Raw genomic sequence first — 15,776 nt, 5'->3', positions numbered from 1 at the left:
GAAAGGAAGTTACGTGCTAGACGTCAACTTCTTCGATGAACTCCGGATCGGCCTGGCCACCGCCGAAGACATTCGCAACTGGTCCTTCGGCGAGGTCAAGAAGCCGGAGACCATCAACTACCGCACGCTGAAGCCGGAGAAGGACGGCCTCTTCTGCGAGAAGATCTTCGGTCCCACCCGGGACTGGGAGTGCTACTGCGGTAAGTACAAGCGCGTCCGCTTCAAGGGCATCATCTGTGAGCGCTGCGGCGTCGAGGTGACCCGCGCCAAGGTGCGCCGTGAGCGGATGGGCCACATCGAGCTGGCCGCCCCGGTCACCCACATCTGGTACTTCAAGGGTGTGCCGTCGCGCCTGGGCTACCTGCTCGACCTGGCGCCGAAGGATCTCGAGAAGATCATCTACTTCGCCGCCTACGTCATCGTCGGTGTCGACGACGAGCTGCGCCACAACGAACTCTCCACCCTCGAGGCGGAGATGGAGGTCGAGAAGAAGGCCGTCGCCGATCAGCGCGACGCCGATCTCGAGGCGCGGGCACAGAAGCTCGAGGCGGATATCGCCGAGCTGGAGGCCGAGGGCGCCAAGTCCGACGTGCGCCGCAAGGTCAAGGACGGCGGCGAGCGCGAAATGCGTCAGCTGCGCGACCGCGCCCAGCGCGAGCTGGATCGTCTCGACGAGATCTGGACCACCTTCACCAAGCTGGCCACCAAGCAGCTCATCGTGGACGAGGTGCTCTACCGCGAGCTGCAGGACCGCTACGGCGAGTACTTCACCGGTGCCATGGGTGCCGAAGCCATCCAGAAGCTGATGGAGAACTTCGACATCGAGGCCGAGGCCGAGAACCTGCGCGAGACCATTCGCACCGGTAAGGGCCAGAAGAAGCTGCGCGCCCTGAAGCGTCTGAAGGTCGTCGCCGCGTTCCAGGCCAACGGCAATTCGCCGATGGGCATGGTGCTCGACGCCGTGCCGGTGATCCCGCCGGAGCTGCGCCCCATGGTGCAGCTGGACGGTGGCCGCTTCGCGACCTCCGACCTGAACGACCTGTACCGCCGCGTCATCAACCGCAACAACCGCCTGAAGCGCCTCATCGACCTCGGTGCGCCCGAGATCATCGTGAACAACGAGAAGCGCATGCTCCAGGAGTCGGTGGACGCGCTGTTCGACAACGGCCGCCGCGGCCGCCCGGTCACCGGTCCGGGCAACCGTCCGCTCAAGTCGCTGTCGGATCTGCTCAAGGGCAAGCAGGGTCGTTTCCGTCAGAACCTGCTCGGCAAGCGTGTCGACTACTCGGGCCGTTCGGTCATCGTGGTCGGTCCGCAGCTGAAGCTGCACCAGTGCGGTCTGCCCAAGCTGATGGCGCTCGAGCTGTTCAAGCCGTTCGTCATGAAGCGGCTCGTGGACCTGAATCACGCGCAGAACATCAAGTCCGCCAAGCGGATGGTGGAGCGGCAGCGGCCCCAGGTGTGGGATGTCCTCGAAGAGGTCATCGCCGAGCACCCGGTCATGCTGAACCGCGCGCCCACCCTGCACCGCCTGGGCATTCAGGCGTTCGAGCCGCTGCTGGTCGAAGGTAAGGCCATCCAGCTGCACCCGCTCGTCTGTGAGGCGTTCAACGCCGACTTCGACGGTGACCAGATGGCGGTGCACCTGCCGCTGTCCGCGGAGGCGCAGGCCGAGGCCCGCATCCTCATGCTGTCCTCGAACAACATCCTGTCGCCGGCCTCGGGTCGTCCGCTCGCCATGCCGCGTCTGGACATGGTGACCGGCCTGTACTACCTGACCCGCCTGCAGGAGGGCGCGCAGGGCGAGTACCGCGCGGCCACCAAGGACGAGCCGGAGTTCGGCGTCTACTCCTCGCCCGCCGAGGCGCAGATGGCCGTGGACCGCGGTGAGCTGACCGTGCGTTCGCTGATCAAGGTCCGCCTGACCGATCAGCGGCCGCCGAAGGACGTCGAGGCCGAGCTGTTCCCCGACGGCTGGCAGCGGGGCGACGCGTGGACCACCAAGACCACGCTGGGCCGCGTCATGTTCAACGATCTGCTCCCGGCGGACTACGCGTTCATCGACGAGCCGATGCCGAAGAAGCGGCAGGCCGCGATCATCAACGATCTGGCCGAGCGCTACCCGATGATCGTGGTGGCGCAGACCGTGGACAAGCTCAAGGACGCGGGCTTCTACTGGGCCACCCGCTCCGGTGTCACCGTCTCCATGTCGGACGTGCTCGTTCCGCCGGAGAAGGCGGAGATCATGGAGCGCTACGAGGCGCAGTCGGATCAGATCGAGAAGAAGTACCAGCGTGGTGCGCTCGATCACCAGGAGCGCAACAACGCCCTGGTCAAGATCTGGCAGGAGGCCACCGAAGAGGTCGGTCAGGCGCTGCGCGCGCACTACCCGGCCGACAACCCGATCATCACGATCGTCGACTCGGGCGCGACCGGTAACTTCACCCAGACTCGTACCCTCGCCGGTATGAAGGGTCTGGTGACCAACCCGAAGGGTGAGTTCATCCCGCGGCCGATCAAGTCCTCCTTCCGCGAGGGCCTGACGGTGCTGGAGTACTTCATCAACACCCACGGTGCGCGAAAGGGTCTGGCCGACACCGCGCTTCGCACCGCCGACTCGGGCTACCTGACCCGTCGTCTGGTGGACGTGTCGCAGGACGTCATCGTGCGCGAGACCGACTGTGGCACTGAGCGTGGCATCGTCGTCCCGATCGCGGAGAAGCTGGCCGACGGCACCGTCATTCGTGACGCGCACGTCGAAACCAGCACCTACGCACGCACTCTGGCCGCCGACGCGATCGACGCCAAGGGCAACGTGGTGGTCGAGAAGGGCCACGACCTCGGCGACCCCGCCCTGGAGGCGCTGCTCGAGGCCGGTATCACCGAGGTGAAGGTCCGCTCCGTGCTGACCTGCACCACCGGCACCGGCGTGTGCGCGACCTGCTACGGCCGCTCCATGGCGACCGGCAAGCTGGTCGACATCGGTGAGGCCGTCGGTATCGTCGCCGCGCAGTCCATCGGTGAGCCCGGTACCCAGCTGACCATGCGTACCTTCCACCAGGGTGGTGTCGCGGGTGACGACATCACCGGTGGTCTGCCCCGCGTGCAGGAGCTCTTCGAGGCTCGGGTGCCCAAGGGCAAGGCGCCCATCGCCGAGGTCTCCGGCCGCGTGCGCCTGGAGGACGACGATCGCTTCTACAAGATCACCATCATTCCGGACGACGGTTCGGACGAGGTGCTCTACGACAAGCTGTCGAAGCGTCAGCGTCTGCGGGTGTTCAAGCACGAGGACGGCACCGAGCGTCTGCTCGCCGACGGCGATCACGTCGAGGTCGGTCAGCAGCTGCTCGAGGGCTCGGCCGATCCGCACGAGGTGCTGCGTGTGATGGGTCCGCGTCAGGTGCAGGTCCACCTGGTCCACGAGGTCCAGGAGGTGTACCGCTCGCAGGGTGTGTCCATCCACGACAAGCACATCGAGGTGATCGTCCGCCAGATGCTGCGCCGTGTCACCATCATCGACTCGGGCGCGACGGAGTTCCTGCCCGGTTCGCTGGTGGAGCGCGCCGAGTTCGAGGCCGCCAACCGCCGCGTGGTCGCGGAGGGTGGCGAACCCGCCTCGGGTCGCCCGGTGCTCATGGGTATCACCAAGGCGTCGCTGGCCACGGATTCCTGGCTCTCGGCGGCCTCCTTCCAGGAGACCACCCGCGTGCTCACGGACGCCGCGATCAACTGCCGCTCCGACAAGCTGATCGGCTTGAAGGAGAACGTCATCATCGGCAAGCTGATCCCGGCCGGTACCGGTATCAACCGCTACCGCAACATCCAGGTCCAGCCCACCGAGGAGGCCCGCCAGGCCGCGTACGCGGTGCCGTCCTACGACGACACCTACTACACCCCGGACGGCTTCGGCGCCACCACCGGTGCCGCGGTCCCGCTTGACGACTACGGTTTCAGCGACTACCGCTGACACCGATAGGGACGCACTGACATTCGGCCCCCGCCCCGGCAACGGAGCGGGGGCCGAACCGCGTCGTGGACATCCCCGCTCTCAGTCCCACCACGCCGAGAACACCCCGAACCCCAGCGACGAACGCCCGAGCGCCGCCGCGATCTCCTCCTCCGTATCCTCCTGTACCGCCAGCTCATCCGCGCACCAGTTCTCGACTCTCGCGATATTCGCGAGCTCACCGGCGCCACCGATGTCAGCGGTGAGAACCACCAGCGTGTCCACATTCCACCGGTTACTCCGCAGGTCGCGCAGCTTGATGAGGGAACCTTGCGGAAACCAGTCCGGGTGCGCCGTCCGCCCGAGACCGAAGCGGTCCATATGCGCTGCGAGCCAGAGTTGGGAATGGCGTTCGAGACTGTCAGCGATTCGAGCGCCGTCGAATGCGTTGAATCTGCGTCGGCGGATCAATTCCAGTTCGATGTCCTGCACGCTGAGTTCCGCGAGGGTCGGGTCCGGCATGGAAAGTTATTCGCTCGGACCCGGCATCCGGATGGTCGCTTGGACTTATGCTGGTTGCCACCCTGTAGCTGCCATGGTTGGGAGGGTAGATGTGTTCGGTTCTCGCGGGCTGGCTGTGCTCGTCGGTGCGGTGTTGGCGTCGGCAGTGGTCGATCCTGTTGCGGCCGCGCCGGGCACCGAGTTCGGCGGATGCTATCGGGGCGGCGTGCTGACCGCCGAACGAATTCCGGGGAGTGGGAGTGCCGGGCAGAGTGTGCGGCGGGCGGGGGAGGTGTGGGACTGCCGGAGTTCGCTGCTGCCGGGGATCACGGCGGGGTGGTTCCGGGCCGAATTGCCCTGGCGGGGTTTCGGTGCGCCGACATCGGGCGATTTCACCTGGTCGGACGGCAGTGCCAGCGCGGTGAGCGGGTTGCCCAACGGTCTGTGGACGATCACGTCCGGGCCGGGAAGCGGGCACGCCGTGCGCTTCGACCTCGCCATGGAGATGACCGGGGACTGGTACTACACCGAGCATCCCATGGGAATCGAGTCGCTGTCCTTCGTGTCGTAGCGTGCCCGACTTCTCGCGCCATCCGTCGCGTGCGAATTGCTCAGCGGGGCTGGGGTTCCGGGAGGGCGTCGAAGGCGGGGCGGATGGTGTCCGAGGCGCCGGGGACGAGGGATTCGGCGTAGCTGAGGGCGGCCTCCACCGCCGGGTCGCCGCCGCTCTGCTGGAGGCCGATGGCGCCGCCGATGAGTGCTCCCACCACCGTGGTGATGGGGATGGTGATGAAGTCCAGGATGAACAGGCCCGCGGGGAAGCCGATGAGGAAGCCGATCGCGCCGCCGATGGCGGCCCCGGTGGCCACGGCGGGCAGGTTGGCCTGAACGACGTCGAAGAAGTGCTGCTGAGCGTTGATATCGCGGAGCGGGACCGGGGATTGGTCCGCCGGGGCGAGGGTGAGGCGGCGGCCGTCGTCGGTGATGGCGGGCGTGAGTTCGAGCGTCTTGCCGACTATGTCGTAGGTCAGCGGAACGGTGGCGGCCAGGATGCCGTTGTCATCGGTGACGATGACGGCCTCGCCGTCCCAGGTGGGCAGGAAGCGGCCCGAGGCGATGGTGGCGACGGCGGCCCGGTTGTCCGCCGCCAGTTCCACCGCGTAGTCGATGCCGTTCTCCCGGCCCTGCACCCGCAGCGCGGGTTCCGCCGGTCCGGCCGTCGCGGTGCTGGCCGTGGCGGTGAGCGTGGTGATCGCGCACAGCAGCAGTGGAACCAGCGCTCCGGCGAGTCGGGTTGTTACAGAGCGGTTTTCGGCTCGGCGCATTTCTTTCCTCGGCTTGCGGCCCACGTGGCCCCGGATGTCTGCGCACAACCTACCCGGGTGGTGTGGCGATCGAAACCCCGCGACACATAGAGGACAGCTCGCCGCCGAGTCGGCTACCGCGAGGCGGGGGCCGCTGTGTCGTCGATTGCGACTGTCTCCGGCTCACCGCGCCGCACGGTCACCACGCCGATGAGAATCAGTGTGCCGCCGAGCAATTGAATCGGTCGCGGCGCTTCGCCGAGCAGCACCCACGCGAAGGCCAGTGCCGCCAGCACTTCGAACAGGGCCACGAAGGAGGCCAATCGCGACCCGAGGAGCCGGGTGGCCGCTATGCCGGTGACGTAGGCCAATGCCGCCGTGACCACACCCAGGAACAGCAGTGGCAGCCACCAGACGGTAGTGAAGCTTTGGAAGACAACGGGTTCGGTGCTCGAACGGAGCGGCAGTACGCCGATCGCACCCGCGGCCAGCAGCGCCACGCCGCCGATCAGCAAACCGCTGGCGGCCAGCACCGTTCCGGGTAGGGACCCGTCACCGTGGGCGGAGAGAACGAAGTACGAGGCCGCGCCCAGCATGGCCGCCAGCGCCCAGGCGATGCCGACCCCGCTGGTATCGGCCCCCGAGGTCAGATCGAGTACCAGCACCAGCCCGGTCAGTCCGACCACGGCGCCGACCACGGTGGTGGCCCCGGGGCGTTGTCGGTGCCGCAGCCACAGCCAGCCCACCACCGCCACCGGCGCGGTGTACTCGACCAGCAGTGCCACGCCCACCTCAATATGGGCGACGGCGTTGAAATAGGCCAGCTGCGTGCCCGCGACTGCCAGCAATCCGTAACCGGTGATCAGGGCCGCGTTGTCGCGCAACAGCTTCCAGTTCCCGCGCAACTGCACCAGCGCGACGGGTGCCAGCACCGCCGCCGCCAGCAGTACGCGGACCGCCACCACCGCCGCGGAATTCCACCCCGCATTCATCATTCCGCGCGCCAGCGATCCCGACAGCCCGAACGACGACGCCGACAGCAGGGCTAGCAGCAGCCCGGTGCGCAATCGATTCCGAACGGCTGCGTCATGAGTCAACGTCGTCATGGCTAATGACGCTAAGGTCGAGTTGGTAATGTGTCAACATGATTTTTGCTCATGACACCGAGGCGTCCATGGCCGCGGCGGTGGAGCTGGTGAACTCGGCGGAGGAGCCGGACACCTTGACGGAATCCGCGCAACTCGCGGACTTCTTCGTGCGGCACGGCTATACCGGTGTCCGGACCGGTGACGCGCGGGAACTGGCGGATGTCCGCGCCCTGCGCCCACATCTGCGACAACTCCTCACCAGCGATCGCGACAGCGCGGTGGTCCTGGTGAACGACATCCTCGCCGAGCATCGAGCCGTCCCCCGCCTGGTCCGCCACGACGACCTCGACTACCACATCCACGCCGTCCCACCGGAGGCCCCGCTGCCGGTCCGCATAGCCGTGGAAATCGCCATGGCCATGATCGACCTCATCCGCGCCGACGAACTCTCCCGCCTCGCCGTCTGCGCCGACGACAACTGCGAGGGCATCCTCCTCGACCTCTCCCGCAACCGCTCCCGCCGCTACTGCAGCACCGCCTGCGGCAACCGCAACGCGGTCGCGGCCTATCGAGCCCGGAAGAAGTAGCCTGCGGGAGTCGCAACCCTGCTCGGAGCGGCCGGGAGGCGGAGGCGACCGGAATCGCAGCTCGAGTGCGGAATTGCGTTGCCAATTCGCCCACCGACGTCGCAAAAGAGTCAGCTGTTGGGTTTATCACTGTCGCTTCCGCTCCGGCTATACGCGCGTACAACTCCGGTGTTAGCGTGCCCCTGCTCGCTCGAGGATCGGTTGGGAGTCTTTCGGCAATGACGACGAGACGGCATGGGCCGCTGGGTACTTATGACGTGGTGTTGATCGGCGGCGGGATCATGAGCGCGACGCTCGGAATTCTGCTGCGGCATCTGGAACCGACCTGGTCCATCGCGGTGTACGAGCGATTGCCGGAGGTGGCGGGCGAGGCGTCGGCGGCCTGGAACAATGCGGGCACGGGGCATGCGGGCCTGTGCGAACTCAACTACACCTCGGAAAAACCGGGCGGTGGCGTCGATATCGAGAAGGCGCTGCGGGTCAATGCGCAATTCCAGTTGAGCCGCCAGTTGTGGTCGTATCTGGTGGAAGACGGAATCCTGGACAAACCACGGGAATTCATCAATCCGGTACCGCATATGACCTTCGTGCGCGGTGCCGGCGATGTGGACTTTCTGCGCCGCCGTCATGCCGCGCTGTCGGAGCATCCGCTCTTCGGCTCCATGCGGTTCAGTGCGGACCCGGAGACCATCTGGGAATGGGCGCCGCTGCTGTTGCGCGGCCGTGCCAAGGGTGAACCGGTCGCCGCCACCCGCGATATCACCGGCAGCGATGTCGATTTCGGGACGCTGACCCGAAAGCTGTTCGCGCACTTGGAAACTCTCGGCGTGGACGTGTACCTGCGGCACGAGGTGCGGGGGCTGCGCAAGAACAACGACGGTTCCTGGAAGCTGCGGCTGGTCGCGACCGATGACACCGATGATCGCATCACCTCCCGGGTCGACGCCCGCTTCGTCTTCGCTGGTGCGGGCGGTTGGGCGTTGAAACTGTTGCAGCGGGCGGGAATTCCCGAGGTGCGCGGTTACGGGTTGCTGCCGGTGAGTGGACGGTTCCTGCGCTGTGACAATCCGGCCGTGGTCGAGCGGCACGACGCCAAGGTCTACGGCAAGGTTCCGGCCGGGGCGCCGCCGATGTCCATGCCGCATCTGGATACCCGCATCATCGACGGCCAGCAGGCGCTGCTGTTCGGCCCGTACGCCGGTTCCAGCCCGAAGTTCCTGAAGCAGGGCTCGGTATTCGACGTCGCGGCCTCGCTGCGGCCGCACAATATCGGTCCGCTCGCGGCCGTGACCGCGAGCAATCTGGGGCTGGTGCGGCTGCTGGCGGGCCAGTTGGTGTCCACGCGGCGGCGCAAGATCTCCGCACTGCGGGAGTTCTTTCCCGCCGCGGTGGGCGACGAGTGGACCATGATCGACGCCGGGCAGCGCGCCCAGATCGTGAAGGCCGATCCGGTGCGCGGCGGCGTCCTGGAATTCGGCACCGAGGTCGTCGCCGCCCAGGACGGCTCCATCGCCGCCGTGCTCGGCGCGTCCCCCGGCGCCTCGACCGCCCCCGCCATCATGCTCGAGGTGCTGCGCCGCTGCTTCCCGCACTACCGCCACCTGTGGGCGCCGCGCCTGCGCGAACTCATGCCCACCATCGGCCGCTCCCTGATCGACAACGAAGCCCTGGCCCGCCGCACCACCGCCCGCACCGCCGAGATACTCGGCCTGGCCGCCCCGACCGCCGGCTGATCCGGCTCCGGCGCGGTGTCCGTCCGACCACGGCGGCGACGCCCGGCCGGTCGCGGAGCTCGGGCGAGCGATCCCGGGCTGCGACCGGGATGCGGCGGCCCGAACGCCGTCCCCCGGCTCGAATGCGGCCGCCGCCTGGCCAGGCTGCCGGCGCTCCTCGGCACCCTCGGCTCGCGCTGCTGCTTCGATTCGGGGATCGCAATTCGGGTCACCCCGTGACGACAATGCCCCGTCGCACCGGAATGTGCGGCGGGGCATCGTCTTCGGCGCGGCTCGGATGGATCAGGGTTGTCCGCTGGCGTAGGCGACGGCGGCGTCGATGAGGGGCTGGCCGCCGCCGATGGCCAAGCCCGCGAGCCCGCCGATCACACCGCCGACCACGGCGGCCACCGGCACGGTGATGAAGTCGAGGACGAACAGGCCCAGCGGGAAGCCGAGCACGGCGCCGATCGCCGCGCCGATGACCAGTCCGGCGATCCCGGCGGCCTTGGCCTTCTCGAATTCGGCCCAGAAGGTGTCCTGGGCGGAGATGTCGCGCAGCGGCGTGGCTGCCGCACCGACGGGGGAGAGGGTCAGCTGCCGCCCCGCCGCGTCCACGGTCGGCAGCAGTTCCACGCGCTGTCCGGCGACGTCGAAGGCCAGCGGCAGGGTGGTCACCGTGCGCCCGGCGTCGTCGAGCAGGGTGACGGTGTCGGTCGCCGCCACGAAACGGCCGGAGCGCAGGGTGGTGACCGCCGAGCGCTGATCGTCGGACAGTGCGACGAGATAGCCGACACCGTGGTCGTTTCCGTGGATCGCGACCGTGCGGGGCGCGGGCTGGAGCTGGGCGGGCGAATCGGCGTGGACGATTCCGGCGGAGAGGGCGGTGGCCCCCAGGGCGAGCAGGGCGGTCGCGGTGATCTTGCTGAAGGTCATCGGGGGGAGGGGCATCGTGTTCTTTCGTCGGCGGCTGCGGTGGGCACGTCGCAGAAAACTTACCGCTATTACCGTTTCGTCCGCTTCTCGAGCATGGACAACCGTGGTGCGCAGCCGGTATAGAAATTGGAACACGTTTCAATTCGATTGGAGATGCGATGGACAGCGCGACCATGGGTGCCCTGGTGATGGACGGTTTCAAGAAACTGGGCTTCATCCAGTTCGCCGGTATCGACGCCGAGGATTTCGCCAGCGGCCGCACTGTGGTGCGGATGGCGGCACGGCCGGAGCATCTCAATCACAACGGCGACATCCACGCTGCCATCCTCTTCGGCTTCGCCGAGACCGCCGCCATGGGCGCGGCCGTCTCCGGCATCGTCGACCTGATGAGCGAGACCTTCATCGTCGCCCGCGACGGGAAGATCGAATACCTGGCCCGAGCCAAGGGCACGGCAAGCCCCTTCCTCGCCACCTCCGAACTCCCCGACGGCGCCGTCGAGACCATGCGCGCGAATATCGAGTCACGCACCGAAATCGAACTCGCCGTCCCGGTCACGATCACCGACAGCACCGGAAAGGCCGTCGCCACAGCAAATTTCACCGCCGTCATCCGGCCCCGCCGCAGCTGACGCCCCGGCCGCGAATGTCGGCCCTGCCGCAACTGACGGCCCCGCTGCGGCCGGTGGTGCTGCCGCAGCCGGTGGTGCTGCCGCAGCCCGACCGGTCGTATCACAGCCGACCGCCCTTGTCGCAAGCGATGGGCTCGCGGTAGTCGACCGGACCCGCCCCGGCGTTCCACCGCGGCGGTCGAATCGGCGGGTGTCGCCCCCCGGGGGCGGCTGTGCTAGCGCTCGCTGTCGAGCATGGCCATCTGCTCGGCCGTGTAGCGGTCGCCCGCCACCCGGTCGGCGGGCACCGCGGCCTCGATCGCGACCAACTCGTCCGCGGAGAGTTGGATATCCAGTGCGGCGACGGCTTCCGCCCAACGTTCGGGGCTGCGCGCGCCGATGACGGGCACGATGTCCGCTCCCTGTGCCAGCACCCACGCGATGGCGAGTTGTGCCACCGTGACCCCGCGCCGCTCCGCGATCTCGGCCAGCGCCGACACCAGCCGCAGATTGGCGGTCAGATTCTCGCCCTGGAAGCGTGGGCTGTGCGCGCGGAAATCCCGGGCCGCCAAGGCGGTGCCGTTGCGCAGCGAATCGCTGAGCAGGCCGCGGGACAGTACCCCGTATGCGGTGATTCCGGTCCCGAGTTCCCTTGTGGTGGGCAATATCTCGTTCTCGATGCCGCGTGAGATCAGCGAGTACTCGATTTGCAGATCGACGATCGGATGTACGGCTGCGGCGCGTCGCAGGGTGGCCGCGCCGACCTCTGACAGACCGATGTGGCGCACGTATCCGGCCTGCACCAGCTCCGCGATGGCTCCCACGGTGTCCTCGATCGGCACCGTCGGGTCCAGTCGTGCGGGCCGATAGACATCGATGTGGTCGGTGCCGAGCCGTTGCAGGGAGTAGGTCAGGAAGTTGCGGACGGCGGCGGGGCGGGAGTCGAAGCCGTTCCAGTCGCCGTCGGGCCCGCGCAGTGCGCCGAACTTCACGCTCAGCACCACATCGTCGCGCGAACGTTCGGAAAGCGCTGTGCGAATGAGGCTTTCGTTGTGGCCCATGCCGTAGAAGTCGCCGGTGTCGATGAGGTTCGCGCCCGAGTCGAGCGCGGCGTGGATGGTGGCGATGGAGATGGCGTCGTCGGCCGCGCCGTACATCCCGGACATGCCCATGGCCCCGAGTCCGAGGCGGGAGACGGTGGGCCCGGTGCCGCCGAGGCGATGCTTCGCGATTTCGGTCATGATCCGATCCTGCGACCGCGCCCGGCGGGGCGGCAGGACTCGCTTATCCAGGGTTCGGCGATCCCTGGCTGATTCCCGATGATCCGGCACAGTGGTAAGGGTGGATCGTGACCAACTAGCCGACTTCCTGCGGAAACGCCGTTCGGTGCTGCAACCCTCGGATGTGGGCTTGGCGCCCGGCAACCGGCGGCGCACCCCGGGCCTGCGCCGCGACGAGGTGGCGTTGCTGGCGGGCGTGTCCACCGACTACTACACGCGCATGGAGCAGTCGCGCGCACCACGGCCGTCCACCCAGGTGCTGGCCGCGCTGGCCCGCGCGTTGCGGCTCACCGACGGCGAGCGGGATCACCTCTACCACCTGTGCGGGCACGAGCCGCCGCGCAGCGGCGACCCGCACGTCGGCCCCGGCCTGCTGCGTGTGCTCGCCAAGCTCGACGACACGCCGGCCTGCGTCATCTCCGACCTGGGCGAGGTGCTGGTGCAGAACCGGATGCACGTCCTGCTGGTGGGCGATCTCGGGGACCGTCGGGGGCTGGACCGCTGTGTGCCCTGGCTGTGGTTCACCGACCCGGATGATCGCCGCAAGTTTCCGGAGGACAACTGGGAGGAACTCTCGCGCCACCACGTCGCGAGCCTGCGGGCGACCGCGGCGCGGCGATCCGGTGACGCCGAGGTGATCGACCTGATCCGCCGCCTGCGCGAGCGCAGCCCGGAATTCGAGCGGCTGTGGGACGACCATGAGGTCAGTGCGGGCACCGGCTACGTCAAACGACTGATCCATCCCGAGGTGGGGCTGCTCGAATTGGTGTGCGAGCCGCTGCTGACCCCCAGCGCCACCCGACACCTGCTCGTCTACTACCCGCAACCCGGCACCGACACCCAGGAGAAGCTGGATCTGCTCCGGGTGATCGGCACGCAGCTGATGAGCGAGAGGTAGGCCCGCCCGCGGTCACCCAGCGCGACGCCTTCGCCCCCACGAATGGGAGCGAATCATGGTGCTAGTACCGCCTCTTGCGCGGCTTCAGGTGCAGCCCAGGCAGCGGCGGCGCCGGGATGCGCTGTTGCGGCGTGTGTCCCGCGATATCCGGGAAACGCTCGAGATCGTGTTTCTCCCAATCATTTCGGGCCGCCTCGATCTCTTCGTGACTGCGCCCCACGAAGTTCCACCACATCACCAGATCCTCGTCCAACGGCTCGCCGCCGATCAGCAGCAGCTGTGCTCCCGCGGTGTCGTGCACGCGAATTCCGGTGCGATCGCTGCCCAGGTAGAACAGGCTGCCGGGCTCGACCGGGGTGCCGTCCACGGACAGCGCGCCGTCCACCACCAGCACGGCGTGCTCGAACGCCGGGTCCAACGGCAGCCGCGCATCGGTCCCGGCGTCGACCCGCAGATCCGCGCCCACGATCGGGGTGTAGGCGGTGGCGGGTGAGGTCGCGCCGCCGAGCGATCCGATCAGCACCGTGCCGGACACTCCCGGCAGCTCGAAACCGGGCAGATCCCGATGCTGTTCGAAATGTGGTGCGATACCGCGACTTTCGTCCGGCAGTGCGATCCACAGCTGGAGACCGCGTCCGGAGGGATGCCCCGGCACCCGGTATTCCGAATGCGCGATACCCCGTCCGGAGGTCATCAGGTTCAGCTGTCCGGGCCGGATCTCCACATCCGAGCCGACGCTGTCGCGGTGGCGGATGCGGCCCTCCAAAGGCCAAGTGACCGTTTGCAATCCGATGTGCGGGTGGGGGTCGATATCGTGGCCCTGCGGATTCGTGGGCGAATTCGACCCGAAGTAGTCCAGGAAGCACCACGCGCCGACCGTCGGCAGATCACGCTGCGGCAGACTGCGGTGCACGGTCACCCCGCGCACCCCGCCGAGGGGCACCTCGCGGGACGGGAAGAAGTCCGCCCGTGGCCCCGGCTTTCCGGAGGATTCGCACAGCGACTCCTCCGGACGCGACTCGAGGTCGCTCACCGTTTGATGCCCTTGCCGACGACGTGCTCGTCGTACTCCGGATGCTTGTCCAACCAGCCCTTGATGAAGGGGCAGCGCGGCACGATAACCCTCCCTCGCTCGATCACGTCCTTGACCGCCTCCTCGGCGAGCACCTTGCCCAGCCCCTTACCACTGAACTCGCTGTCCACCTCGGTGTGGATGAAGACGGTGTCGTTGTCGCGTTCCCGATACTCGCTGAAACCTGCGAGCGAGTTGCCGTACCACACCTCGTACCGGTGTTGCGTGTCGTTGCGCACGACCGCGGCCACGACGGCCTGTTCGCTCATTGTTCAGTTCTCCTTCCGCACCCGCACCGGATGTTTGCTCAGAATCGACACTCGGTTGAACGCGCCGATAGTGGTCGCAGCCCAGATCACAACGGACATCTGGTCATCCGACAAATGTTGCCGCGCAGCAGCATACTCACGCTCCAAGATCGCATCATCCGGAAGATTCGTGACACTCTCGGCCAGGATCAGCGCCGCTCGCTGGCGGTCGGTGTACAGCTCGGGGTCGCGCCGCCAGGCCGGGAGCACCGCCAATTGCTGCGGGGTGACCCCCGCCGCCCGGGCGGCTCGCTCGTGGATATCGAGGCAGACGGGGCAGGCGTTGAGCTGGGACACGCGCACGTTCACCAACTCCATCACGGCCCGATCGAGATCGACGGCCGCGGCGGCGGTGCGAACGGACTGCGCGACGCCCTTCAGGGCCTGGTATATCGCCGGTGACTGTTTGTCGATCCAGACCCGGGCGGGAACCGCTGGAGACTGCATAGTCGGTTCATCGTATGCGGAAGGGTGGCTCCGCGCTCCCCGATCCACGCCACCGCGCGGCGGGAACCGGGATCGAGGGGCGGAAGTCACACCGCGGGAGCCGGATTCATCCCTCAGGCGACGCTGAGCACGATCTTGCCGCGAGTACGCCCGCTCTCCCCGAGCAGATGCGCCTTCGCCGCCTCGGGCAGCGGCAGTACGGTGTCGATCTCGACCCGCAGGCGGCCGGTGGTGATCAGGTCGACGATCTCTCGCAGGCCCGTGGCGTCGGGTTCCACCACGGTCCAGCCCGCCCGCACCTCCAGGCCGGTGGTATCGGGCACCGAATCCGCGTCGGGCAGGGTCACCAGGTGGCCGCCCGGCCGCAGCACCCGCAGGGAGCGTTCCCCGTACTCGCCGCCGATGCCGTCGATCACGATGTCCACATCGCGCAGCACCTCGGCGAAATCGACTGCGCTGTAGTCGATCAGCTCGTCGGCCCCCAGATCGCGCAGGAAGTCGTGCTTGTCGGCGCGGGCGGTCCCGATGACATACGCGCCGCGCGCCTTGGCGATCTGCACGGCCAGGTGGCCCACGCCGCCCGCGGCGGCATGGATCAGGACGCGCTGTCCCGCGCGCACACCGGCGGTGTCGACCAGCGTCTGCCAGGCGGTGAGGGCGGCCAGCGGCAGGGCCGCGGCCTGGATGTGGTCGATCTCCCGCGGTTTGCGCACGAAGTGCCGGGTGGGGCCGACCACGTACTCGGCGTATGCCCCCGCCTGCGCCGGGAAGCTCGGCATGCCGAACACCTCGTCACCGGGCTGGAAGAGGCTCACCCCCGGACCGACCGCGGACACCACGCCGGACACATCCCAGCCGAGGATCGGCGGCGTACCCCAGGCGATCAGGCCGCCACTCGCCCGGGTCTTCCAGTCCACCGGATTGACGCCCGCCGCGTGCACGCGCACCTGGATCTCGCCCACGCCCGGCTCCGGACGCGCGAGCTCGGCGAGGGTGAGGACCTCGGGCCCACCCCACTCCCGGACGATCATGGCGCGCATGGTGTCACCGGTGCTCACAACTGCTCTCCTCTCGTCGGTGAACGAACGG

The 15,776-nt window shown here is 67.9% G+C and carries 15 protein-coding genes; 6 read left to right on the top strand and 9 right to left on the bottom strand.

The window, feature by feature from the left end; all coding sequences use genetic code 11:
• The first annotated feature begins 13 nt into the window (after positions 1–13).
• On the top strand, positions 14–3,967 hold the full coding sequence (locus QJS31_RS14845; RefSeq protein ID WP_282776106.1) for a DNA-directed RNA polymerase subunit beta': 3,954 nt from the start codon (positions 14–16) through the stop codon (positions 3,965–3,967).
• An 81-nt stretch (positions 3,968–4,048) separates the two neighbouring features.
• Here the strand turns inward: QJS31_RS14845 and QJS31_RS14840 are convergent, their stop codons facing one another.
• On the bottom strand, positions 4,049–4,438 hold the full coding sequence (locus QJS31_RS14840) for a hypothetical protein (RefSeq protein ID WP_306356963.1): 390 nt from the start codon (positions 4,436–4,438) through the stop codon (positions 4,049–4,051).
• Positions 4,439–4,559: 121 nt separating this feature from the next.
• Between QJS31_RS14840 and QJS31_RS14835 the strand changes: the two genes are divergently transcribed.
• Positions 4,560–5,018, top strand: a complete 459-nt coding sequence (locus QJS31_RS14835) for a hypothetical protein (RefSeq protein WP_282776109.1) — start codon at positions 4,560–4,562, stop codon at positions 5,016–5,018.
• Positions 5,019–5,058: 40 nt separating this feature from the next.
• On the opposite strand, the gene QJS31_RS14830 is transcribed toward QJS31_RS14835, so the two are convergent.
• Both QJS31_RS14830 and QJS31_RS14825 read right to left on the bottom strand, forming a co-directional pair.
• Positions 5,059–5,772: a hypothetical protein gene (locus QJS31_RS14830; RefSeq protein ID WP_282776111.1), complete on the bottom strand. Its 714-nt coding sequence runs from the start codon at positions 5,770–5,772 to the stop codon at positions 5,059–5,061.
• A gap of 113 nt (positions 5,773–5,885) precedes the next feature.
• Positions 5,886–6,857, bottom strand: coding sequence for a DMT family transporter (locus tag QJS31_RS14825; RefSeq protein WP_282776113.1), 972 nt, complete (start codon positions 6,855–6,857; stop codon positions 5,886–5,888).
• 38 nt (positions 6,858–6,895) lie between these two features.
• On the opposite strand from QJS31_RS14825, the gene QJS31_RS14820 reads away from it, so the two are divergent.
• Complete coding sequence (locus QJS31_RS14820) at positions 6,896–7,426, top strand: CGNR zinc finger domain-containing protein (RefSeq protein ID WP_282776115.1); 531 nt, start codon at positions 6,896–6,898, stop codon at positions 7,424–7,426.
• 218 nt (positions 7,427–7,644) lie between these two features.
• Positions 7,645–9,159 (top strand): malate dehydrogenase (quinone), encoded by a 1,515-nt coding sequence (mqo, locus tag QJS31_RS14815; RefSeq protein ID WP_306356962.1) that lies wholly within the window; start codon positions 7,645–7,647, stop codon positions 9,157–9,159.
• Between the two features lie 282 nt (positions 9,160–9,441).
• Here the strand turns inward: mqo and QJS31_RS14810 are convergent, their stop codons facing one another.
• The gene (locus QJS31_RS14810; RefSeq protein ID WP_306356961.1) at positions 9,442–10,074 is read right to left on the bottom strand and encodes a hypothetical protein; all 633 of its coding nucleotides are present in this window, start codon (positions 10,072–10,074) and stop codon (positions 9,442–9,444) included.
• A gap of 158 nt (positions 10,075–10,232) precedes the next feature.
• On the opposite strand from QJS31_RS14810, the gene QJS31_RS14805 reads away from it, so the two are divergent.
• Positions 10,233–10,703: a PaaI family thioesterase gene (locus QJS31_RS14805; RefSeq protein ID WP_282776121.1), complete on the top strand. Its 471-nt coding sequence runs from the start codon at positions 10,233–10,235 to the stop codon at positions 10,701–10,703.
• A gap of 215 nt (positions 10,704–10,918) precedes the next feature.
• Here QJS31_RS14805 and QJS31_RS14800 read toward each other — a convergent pair whose 3' ends face one another.
• Positions 10,919–11,923, bottom strand: a complete 1,005-nt coding sequence (locus tag QJS31_RS14800; RefSeq protein ID WP_306356960.1) for an aldo/keto reductase — start codon at positions 11,921–11,923, stop codon at positions 10,919–10,921.
• Positions 11,924–12,023: 100 nt separating this feature from the next.
• On the opposite strand from QJS31_RS14800, the gene QJS31_RS14795 reads away from it, so the two are divergent.
• Entirely contained in the window at positions 12,024–12,860 is an 837-nt protein-coding gene (locus tag QJS31_RS14795) for a helix-turn-helix transcriptional regulator (RefSeq protein WP_282776125.1), read from the top strand.
• A gap of 61 nt (positions 12,861–12,921) precedes the next feature.
• On the opposite strand, the gene QJS31_RS14790 is transcribed toward QJS31_RS14795, so the two are convergent.
• The 4 genes from QJS31_RS14790 to QJS31_RS14775 form a co-directional block, all read right to left on the bottom strand.
• Complete coding sequence (locus QJS31_RS14790) at positions 12,922–13,893, bottom strand: pirin family protein (RefSeq protein WP_282776126.1); 972 nt, start codon at positions 13,891–13,893, stop codon at positions 12,922–12,924.
• Positions 13,890–14,201, bottom strand: a complete 312-nt coding sequence (locus QJS31_RS14785) for a GNAT family N-acetyltransferase (RefSeq protein ID WP_029933030.1) — start codon at positions 14,199–14,201, stop codon at positions 13,890–13,892. The genes QJS31_RS14790 and QJS31_RS14785 overlap by 4 nt, the downstream gene beginning before the upstream one ends.
• A 3-nt stretch (positions 14,202–14,204) precedes the next feature.
• A complete protein-coding gene (locus tag QJS31_RS14780) occupies positions 14,205–14,687 on the bottom strand; it encodes a carboxymuconolactone decarboxylase family protein (protein WP_282776131.1) in 483 nt (160 codons plus the stop codon).
• A 113-nt stretch (positions 14,688–14,800) separates the two neighbouring features.
• A complete protein-coding gene (locus QJS31_RS14775) occupies positions 14,801–15,745 on the bottom strand; it encodes an NADP-dependent oxidoreductase (protein ID WP_306356959.1) in 945 nt (314 codons plus the stop codon).
• Positions 15,746–15,776: the final 31 nt, after the last annotated feature.

The sequence above is a fragment of the Nocardia sp. CC213A genome, assembly GCF_030766805.1.
GTDB lineage: Bacteria > Actinomycetota > Actinomycetes > Mycobacteriales > Mycobacteriaceae > Nocardia > Nocardia otitidiscaviarum.
Note: the sequence above shows the minus strand (reverse complement) of the source record. Positions and strands in the feature narration are given on the sequence as shown.